This window comes from Kitasatospora sp. NPDC023176 (assembly GCF_055560495.1).
Genome location: NZ_JBVHIP010000005.1, coordinates 306,700 through 315,003, shown reverse-complemented (window position 1 = coordinate 315,003; position 8,304 = coordinate 306,700). Strand labels below are relative to the sequence as shown.

Genomic DNA, 8,304 nt, shown 5'->3' with positions numbered 1-8,304 from the left:
GGGGGCGGGTGGGGGGGGGGGGGGGGGGGGGTGCTGGGGGGGGGGCGCAGGGCGCGGCCCGGGGGCCGTTTCTGGGGGGGCCCGGGCCGGCCGCGGGGGGGGGGCCCCCCCCCGGGGCCCCCCGCCGCCGTTCGGTCGATGACCGGGAGACCTAGATCAGGCCGTCCAGCTCGCGCAGCAGCGCGGCCTTCGGACGGGCACCGGTGATCTGCTTCACCGGCTGGCCGCCCTTGTACAGGATCAGGGTCGGGATCGAGATGACGTTGTACTCGGCGGCCGTCACCTGGTTGGCGTCCACGTCGAGCTTGGCGATGGTCAGCTTGTCGCCGTTCTCGGCCGCGATCTCCTCCAGGATCGGGGCGACCTGGCGGCACGGGCCGCACCAGGTGGCCCAGAAGTCGACCAGTACGGGCTTGTCGCTCTCCAGGACGTCGGACTTGAACGTCGCGTCGGTGACGGTGGTGGTGGCGCCGGCCACGGGGACTCCTCGGGTTCGGACGGAGGGGGCTGCTGCCAGGTGAACAACGGGCGGGGCCGTTCTGTTTCTGCCTGGCCGGGGCGGGGGTGTTTCACGTGGAACACCCCCGTGGGGTTCGGTCGGTGGCGGGGAGGTCAGACCGCGACGGCGGCGGTCTTGTTCTCCACGTCGTCCAGCGCGGCCAGGTAGCGCTCGGCGTCCAGCGCGGCGGAGCAGCCGGTGCCGGAGGCGGTGATGGCCTGGCGGTAGGTGTGGTCCACGACGTCGCCGGCGCCGAACACGCCCTCGACGTTGGTCCGGGTCGAGGGGGACTCGACCTTGAGGTAGCCCTCGGCGTCGAGGTCCAGCTGGCCCTTGAACAGGTCGGTGCGCGGGTCGTGGCCGATCGCGATGAACAGGCCGGTGACCGCCAGCTCGCGGGTCTCGCCGGTGGTGGTGTCGCGCAGGGTGACGCCGGTCAGCTTCGGGTCGCCGTGGATCGCCTCGACCGCGCTGTCCCACTCGAAGCGGATCTTCGGGTCGGCGAAGGCGCGCTCCTGCATCGCCTTGGAGGCGCGCAGGCTGTCCCGGCGGTGGATGATCGTGACGCTCTTGGCGAAGCGGGAGAGGAAGGTCGCCTCCTCCAGGGCCGTGTCGCCGCCGCCGACCACCGCGATGTCCTGGTCGCGGAAGAAGAAGCCGTCGCAGGTCGCGCACCAGGAGACGCCGCGGCCGGAGAGCTTGTCCTCGTTCGGCAGGCCCAGCTTGCGGTGCTGGGAGCCGGTGGTGACGATCACGGCGCGGGCCTTGTGGAGGTTGCCCTCGGAGTCGGTGACGGTCTTGATCTCACCGGTGAGGTCGACCGCGACGATGTCGTCGGGGATCAGCTCGGCGCCGAAGCGCTCGGCCTGCGCCCGCATGTTGTCCATCAGCTCGGGGCCCATGATGCCGTCCCGGAAGCCCGGGAAGTTCTCGACCTCGGTGGTGTTCATGAGCGCACCACCGGCGGTGACGGCTCCCTCGAAGACCAGCGGCTTGAGGGAGGCACGGGCGGTGTAGAGCGCAGCCGTGTACCCAGCCGGGCCGGAACCGATGATGATCACGTTACGGACGTCGCTCACTGCTTCTCCTGGTTCGCCATTCGCGACCCGCGTTAGCTGCGGGGAGGGCGGTCCTGCTCCGCCGCCCGGGACAACGACTGACCAGTCTCTCGCATTCCCAGGCGGATCAGTACCAGGCGCCCGAACTCCGGAAGCGGCGTGGCGCCCTGGACGTCGATCGCATGGGAGCGGCCGTCCGGTGGCTGGGAAGGGTCGCTCAGCGGCCGGGGACGGTCCGGTGCAGGACGACCGGGCCGCAGTCCGCGGAGCGCAGGTAGACGTCCACGAAGCCGGGCCGGTCGGAGGCCGGGTAGACCAGGACCTCGACCGGGGAGCCCTGGTAGCTGCCCCGGTCGGTGGCCAGCGGGGTGCCCGGAGCGGGGGCCTGGCAGGCGGCGGGGGAGGCCGGCGCGGTGGGGGAGCCGGGGCCGGAGAGCTCGGGCCGGGAGCCGTCGGCGGGGGCGGCGGCGGACTTGGCGGGCCCGGTGGCGTGCGGTCCGGGCTCGGCCCCGGAGCCGGCCAGCAGCTGCTGGACCTGCGCCGCGAGCTGGTCCTCCCGGTAGACGGTGCCGGGGCCCGCCAGGTGCGGGCTGTGGGCGTTCGGGGCGCCGGCGGCGGTCGCGGGGGCCGATGCCGCCGAGGCGGTGGACCTGGAGGAGTCGTCGGGGTGGTTCAGCAGGAGGGCGCCGCCGAGGCCGACGGCGGCCAGTGCGGCGGCCGTGCCGAGCAGCAGGGCGAACCGTCGGCGGCGGGGCCGGGGCCGCCCGGGACCGGAGGCCGTGGCGGGGCGGGACGGGGGCGCGGAGGGCGCCGTGACGGACCGTACGGGCGTGGCCGGGGTGTCCGTCGGGCGGGCGGCGGAGGGGGCCTCCCGGGGGCGTTCCGCGGCTTCGGCCGCCACGCGGTGGTCGGTGCGGGCCGCCTCGGCGAGGGCGGCGTCCAGCCGGGCGGCGACGTCGGCGGGCATCGGTTCGGGCTCGACGGCGCCGAGCAGCGTCTGCACCTCGGCCAGGGCCTCGGCGGTCTCGCGGCACTCGGCGCAGCCGTCCAGGTGCCGCCGCAGCGCCCGGGCGGCCTCCGCGGGCTCGATCAGACCCTCGGCGAAGTCGGCGAGGGCGTCGACGGAGGGGTGGGCGTCGGAGGGCTCGGGGGAGGAGAGGGGGGCGGTCATCGCGTGCTCGCGTCTCCTTCCAGCATCGTGCGGCCGGTACTCGGGCCTGTCCCTGTGACGGTGCGGGGGCCCGTCGGGTTCCCCTGGGGGTCGCGGTGTGCCGGCGGAGCCCCACCGGACGGGCCGGGGGCCGCGCGTCCGGACGCTCCGCGTGCCGGTGTTTCACGTGAAACCTTGCGCCCGCCGCGTCCCCCGCCGCGTTCCCCACCGCGATTTCCGCCGGGCGCCCCGCCGGGTGCCTCGCCGTCCGTCTCCCGCAGGTGCCGGACCAGGGGGAGCAGCCGGGCCCGGCCGCGCGCACAGCGGCTCTTCACCGTGCCCACCGGGACGCCCAGCAGTTCGGCGGCCTCGGCGACCGGGTAGCCCTGCATGTCGACCAGGACCAGCGCGGCCCGCTGCTCGGGAGGCAGCTCGGCGAGCGCCGCGGTCAGCTCGCGGTGCACCTCGGCCCGGACCACCGGGGAGTCGGCCGGCTCGGCGGTGCCGACCAGGCGGTCCAGCCGTTGCGGGTCCTCGTCCAGCGGGGTGGTGCGCCGGGTGGCGCTGCGCCGGGCGCGGTCCAGGCAGGCGTTGACCACGATCCGGTGCAGCCAGGTGGTGACCGCCGAGCGGCCCTGGAAGCCGGGGGCGGCCCGGAAGGCGGAGACCAGGGCGTCCTGGAGGGCGTCCGCGGCCTCCTCGCGGTCGCCCAGGGTGCGCAGGGCGACCGCCCAGAGCCGGTCGCGGTGGCGGTTCACCAGCAGGCCGAAGGCCTCCTGGTCACCGGCGACGTGCCGGGCGAGTAGCGTCGCGTCGTCGTCCGCCACTGTCCTCCCTCGTCCCTGCCGTCGTTCCGGTGCGGGAACCGTACGGTCAGCCGGAGACCTTGACCTCGGCGACGTGGCCGCGGTACCTGCCGTCGGAATCCTTGTTCAGAGAGGTCAGCCAGATCAAGAGGTAGCGCGTGGTGACCGGCGAGTCGAGGGTGTAGTCGACGTTCACGCCGGACTTCCGGCCGGCGACCACGGTGAAGTTCTCCGGCCTGGCCGAGGCGGGGGCGGAGGCGGCGGCCGCGTTGGGCACCCGGATCTCCGCGGCCTGCTCGCCGTCCTTGAACAGGACGTTCACCGAGGAGACCGACTGCGGCGAGCCGAGGTCGATCATCAGCCCGGTGCCCGACTTGAGGGCGGGCGGCTTGGGGCCGAGCTGGTCGACGTACCAGCCGGTGGTCCAGGCGCTGTTCGGGTCGCCGTCGATGGCGTTCTTGACGCTGTCGGTGCCCTCGGGTCCGTCGCCCAGCGGGTTGTACGACTCCGCGCCCTTGATCGCGATCGGCACCGGCGTGTGCGCCGTCGGGTGCGCGCTCGGGGCGGTGCTGCTGACCGAGGTCTGCGGGGTGGCGACGGCCTGCCCGGTGTTGCGCAGGCTGCCGACGAACTGCCAGGAGGCGACGCCGATCGCGCCCAGCGCGACCGTCCAGGCGGTGGCCTTGACCACCCGGCGCAGCCGGCGCCTGGTGCGCCGGGCGGCGGTCGGCCGGGAGGACGGCGGCAGCGGGGCGACCGTCGTGTCGGCCACCCGGGTGGGGTTGGGCGCGGTGGGCAGGGCGTGGGTGTTGTGCCGGGGCGGGGCCGGGAAGGCCGGCAGCTCGGGCTCGGGCTGGCGGATCCGGGGCAGCTGCGCGATCGCCCGGACCAGCTCCTCCGGGGTGGTGATCGGCTCGGCGTGGTGCGGCGGCTGGTCGAACAGGGCGCGCGCCGCGAGCTCGGACAGGCCCTTGTGGACGCCCGCGCGGACCTGGTCCGGCGCGGCGTTCTGCAGGTCCTTGGGCAGTCCCTTGAGGTCGTAGCGGTCCTCGGGGTACGGCCAGCGGTGGGTGAGCGCGGCGAACAGCAGGGCGCCGATCGCCCGGGTGTCGGTGCGCTGGGCGTCCTCGGTGGAGTCCTCCGGGGGCAGCCCGCGCAGGGCGGCGTCCACCGCGATGCCGTTGATCCGGTACTGGCCGCTGTCGGTGCGCAGCACGCAGCGCGGGGTGAGCCGCAGGTGCGCCTTGCCGCGGCGGTGGGCGGCGGCGACGGCGTCGGCGACCTGGCGGACCATCTGGTACGCCTCGTGCGGCTCCATCGGGCCGTTCACGAGCAGCTTGGCGAGGTCGGAGGCGTGCGGCAGCCACTCCCGCACGACGTAGACCAGCTCGTTCTCCTGGACGGCGTCCAGCACCTGGACGAAGCGCGGGTCGCCGAGCAGGGCCGCGGACTTGGCGGCGGCCAGCACCTTGCGGGCGCGCTGGTGGCCGGAGGCCATCAGGTGGACGCCGACCGCCCGGCGCAGCTTCTCGTCGACGGCGCGCCAGCTGCTGAAGGTCTCGGTCTGGGAGATGCACTCCTCGAGCAGGTACCGGTTGCCGATCTTGTCGCCGCTGTGGCGCATCGGCGCGGGGAGGGTGCGCGGGAGGGTGGCGGTGTCGCGCGGGTCGACGGTGGGCTGGGGGTCGGTCGGGCGGCGCTTGGCGGGCCCGGCCGCGGGCTCGGGGGCGGGCTTCTTCTTCGTCGCCGAGCCGGCCGCCAGCTCGGCGGCGATCTCGTGGACGGAGAGCGGGGCGGTGACCTCCGAGGTCTCCTCGCTCACGGAGGCCTCCGGGGCCCGGTCCGGCTCCGGCTCCGCCGGTCCGTCCTCGTCGGCAGCCGTGGGAGCGTCCGCGGAGGGGGCGTCGGCGGGGCCCGCCGGGGCGGTCTTCCCGTCCCCGAGCTCGTCGATCGCCGCGGCCAGCGCGGCCTCGTCCGCCTCCGCGTCAGCTGCTGACGTGTCGACGACCGCCTTGGTGCCATCAGCCACCGTGGTCCTGCCTCCCCTTGTGTCGCCCCGGCCGAGAGAGTCGCTGGAGCCCGCGGATTGGCCGTCCTGTGCTCCAGGACAATTGTGCCCACTCTTCTCCACCGGGTACGACCGCTGAAGGGTCCGCACGGTTGCACGGGGGTGGAGAGATGTGGTGCAGATCCGACACCGGGCCGCCACCTCGCGGCCCGGGTGCTCCCGGCCGCGGGTGGCGGCCCGAAATCAGGCCGGACGGGCGGGGGCGGTGTCCGCCCCGGTTGACGCCCGGTCAGGGCGTCCGCTCGTCCGGCCGGTTGACTGGTCGGTCAGCGGCCCAGTCGGCCGCGGACCATGCCCAGCATGGCGTTCAGTTCCTCGATCCGCAGGCGCTTCGCGATGAACACGAAGACCAGCATCTGGAGGCCGCCGCCCAGCAGGACGGACAGTACGCTGCCCGGCCAGCCGCCGACCACCTGCTGGACCGCCAGGCTGACGCCGAGGCCGATCGCGGCGGCCGGCACGCAGGCGGCGGCCAGCCGGCTGTAGGTCTTGCCGATCCGCTTGGTGTCCAGGCCGCCGATCTTCTTCTTCAGCTTCGGCACCGCGACCGTCACTCCGACGGCGTAGGCGAGGCCGTAGCCGAGGGCCATGCCGGTCACGGTCCACTGCGCGGGCAGCGCGACCCAGCAGACCAGCGAGAAGGCGGCCTGGCAGACGGCCACCCAGACGGTGTTGGAGAACGGCGTCCGGGTGTCCTCGTAGGCGTAGAAGCCGCGCAGCATCACGTACTGGGCCGAGTACGGGATCAGCCCGAGCGCGAAGGCCGACAGCATCAGGCCGACGTTGGTCGCGTTGTCCAGGGCCGTACCGCCGCCGCCGACCGCGTAGATCGAGCGGCCGATCGCCGGGCCGAGCGCCAGGAACAGGAAGGCCGCCGGGACGACCGCCACCGCGGTGGTGCGCAGCCCGTACGACAGGTCGTCACGGACCGCTCCGGCGTCCTCGTCGGCCGCCGCCCGGGAGAGCCGGGGGAGCACCGCGCTCATGATCGAGACGGTGATGACGGCCTGCGGGAGCTGCCAGATCAGCAGGGCGTTGGAGAAGGCCGACAGGCCGACACCGCCGTGACCGCCCTGCTCGGCGGCGCTGCCGGCGGCGGTGGCCAGCTGGGTGATGACCAGGTAGCCGGCCTGGTTGGCGAGCACGAAGAAGAAGGTCCACTTGGCCAGCCGGGCCGCCTTGCCCAGGCCGTGGCCGCGCCAGTCGAAGCGCGGCCGGAAGTGGAAGTCCGCGGCCCGCAGGTACGGGATCATCGCCAGCGACTGGACCACCAGGCCGAGCAGGGTGCCCAGGCCGAGCAGCCGGACGCCCTCCGGGGAGATGTTCTCCGGGGTGACCTGGGTGCCGTTGTAGCCGCCGAAGACCCAGATGTAGGCGCCGAAGGTGAAGATCACCACGATGTTGTTGAGGACCGGGGTCCACATCATCGCGCCGAACCGGCCACGGGCGTTGAGGATCTGGCCCATCACCACGTGCACGCCCATGAAGAAGATGGTCGGCAGGCAGTAGCGGGCCAGCGCCACCGTGGTGTCGGCGCGGGCCGGGTTGGTCATCATCGGGTGGGCGATCAGCTGGACCAGCAGGGGCGCCCCGAGCACGGCCAGGAACACCACGCCGCCGAGCCCGACCATCACCAGGGTGAGCAGCCGGTTGGCGTAGGCGGTGCCGCCGTCCTCGTCGTTCTTCATGCTGCGCACCAGCTGCGGCACGAAGACCGCGTTCAGCGCGCCGCCGCCGATCAGGATGTACAGCAGGGTCGGCAGGGTGTTCGCCGCGTTGTAGGAGTCACCCATGACCGCGATGCCGATCGCGCCGGCGATCACCATGGTCCGCAGGAAGCCGGTGCCGCGGGAGACCAGGGTGCCGGCCGCCATGATCGCGCTGGAGCTCAGCAGGCTGGCGACCTTGCCGCCGCCACCGCCCTCGGCGGCGGGTGCGGCCGCGGGCTGGGCGGCCTGCTCCTCGGCGAGCTCCGCCAGCGGCTCGACCGCCGGGGGCACCGCGACGGCGGCCACCTGCATGGTGGCCTCCTCCTCGGAGAGCGGCGGGTCGAACTCGATCGGCGGCACGAAGGGGCGCTGCCCGTCCGGGCCGCCGTACTGCGGCTGCCCCGGGTAGCCGCCCATCGGCGGGTACGGCCCGGGCGCGACCGGCGGCACCGGCGCGGCCGGCTGGACCGGGGCGGGCGGGGGCACCGGCGGCTGGGCCGCGGCCTCGGGCTGGTGGCCGCCGAACAGGGCGTCCACTCCCACGTACTCGGTGGTCTCGCTGTCCCAGGTGGAGTGCGCCGGGCCGGGCTGCCACTGCGGCTGGGGCTGCTCGGCGCCGCCCCACTGGACCGGGGCCGGAGCCGGGGCGGCCTGCTGCGGCCAGCCGGCCTGCACCGGGGTGTCCCAGCCGGGCTGCACGGGAGGCACCGGGGCCGAGAACGGCGCCGAGGGCACCGGCGTCGGGTAGCCGCCGCCCTGCGGCGGCAGCTGTGGCGGCACGTCGTACGCGGTGACCGGCGGCGGCGCCGCGGCGGGCCGTCCGGCCTGCAGACCGTACGGGTCCTGGCCGTCCTGCTGGGCTCCGTACGCCTCCGCGGCGTACGGGTCCTGGGCGTAGGTGTCGGCCACGTACCAGTCGCCGGACGGCGACTCGGCGCCCGGCCGGCTCTCACCGCGGCCCGGCGGCCGCTCCTCGCTGCGCCCGGTCATGTCACCTCTTCGCTGTCGGGGGAG

The 8,304-nt window shown here is 74.7% G+C and carries 6 protein-coding genes; all 6 read right to left on the bottom strand.

Going from position 1 to position 8,304, the window contains the following annotated elements; translation table 11 throughout:
• Positions 1-151: 151 nt before the first annotated feature.
• Complete coding sequence (gene trxA, locus ACZ3YL_RS11080) at positions 152-478, bottom strand: thioredoxin (RefSeq protein WP_188307729.1); 327 nt, start codon at positions 476-478, stop codon at positions 152-154.
• 134 nt (positions 479-612) lie between these two features.
• Positions 613-1,578 (bottom strand): thioredoxin-disulfide reductase, encoded by a 966-nt coding sequence (gene trxB / locus ACZ3YL_RS11075; protein WP_465656725.1) that lies wholly within the window; start codon positions 1,576-1,578, stop codon positions 613-615.
• Between the two features lie 196 nt (positions 1,579-1,774).
• Positions 1,775-2,728 (bottom strand): anti-sigma factor family protein, encoded by a 954-nt coding sequence (locus ACZ3YL_RS11070; protein WP_465656723.1) that lies wholly within the window; start codon positions 2,726-2,728, stop codon positions 1,775-1,777.
• Positions 2,725-3,534 carry an RNA polymerase sigma factor SigM gene (gene sigM, locus ACZ3YL_RS11065; protein ID WP_465656722.1) on the bottom strand — a complete coding sequence of 270 codons (810 nt, stop codon included), beginning with the start codon at positions 3,532-3,534 and terminating at the stop codon, positions 2,725-2,727. The genes ACZ3YL_RS11070 and sigM overlap by 4 nt, the downstream gene beginning before the upstream one ends.
• 46 nt (positions 3,535-3,580) lie before the next feature.
• Positions 3,581-5,542 carry a protein kinase family protein gene (locus ACZ3YL_RS11060; RefSeq protein WP_188307210.1) on the bottom strand — a complete coding sequence of 654 codons (1,962 nt, stop codon included), beginning with the start codon at positions 5,540-5,542 and terminating at the stop codon, positions 3,581-3,583.
• A 305-nt stretch (positions 5,543-5,847) separates the two neighbouring features.
• Complete coding sequence (gene murJ, locus ACZ3YL_RS11055) at positions 5,848-8,280, bottom strand: murein biosynthesis integral membrane protein MurJ (protein ID WP_465656719.1); 2,433 nt, start codon at positions 8,278-8,280, stop codon at positions 5,848-5,850.
• Between the last annotated feature and the right edge of the window lie 24 nt (positions 8,281-8,304).

Coding starts and splice junctions, on each gene's coding strand:
- ACZ3YL_RS11070 (WP_465656723.1), bottom strand. CDS start 2,728: ATGACCGCCCCCCTCTCCTCCCCCGAGCCCTCCGACGCCCACCCCTCC.
- murJ (WP_465656719.1), bottom strand. CDS start 8,280: ATGACCGGGCGCAGCGAGGAGCGGCCGCCGGGCCGCGGTGAGAGCCGG.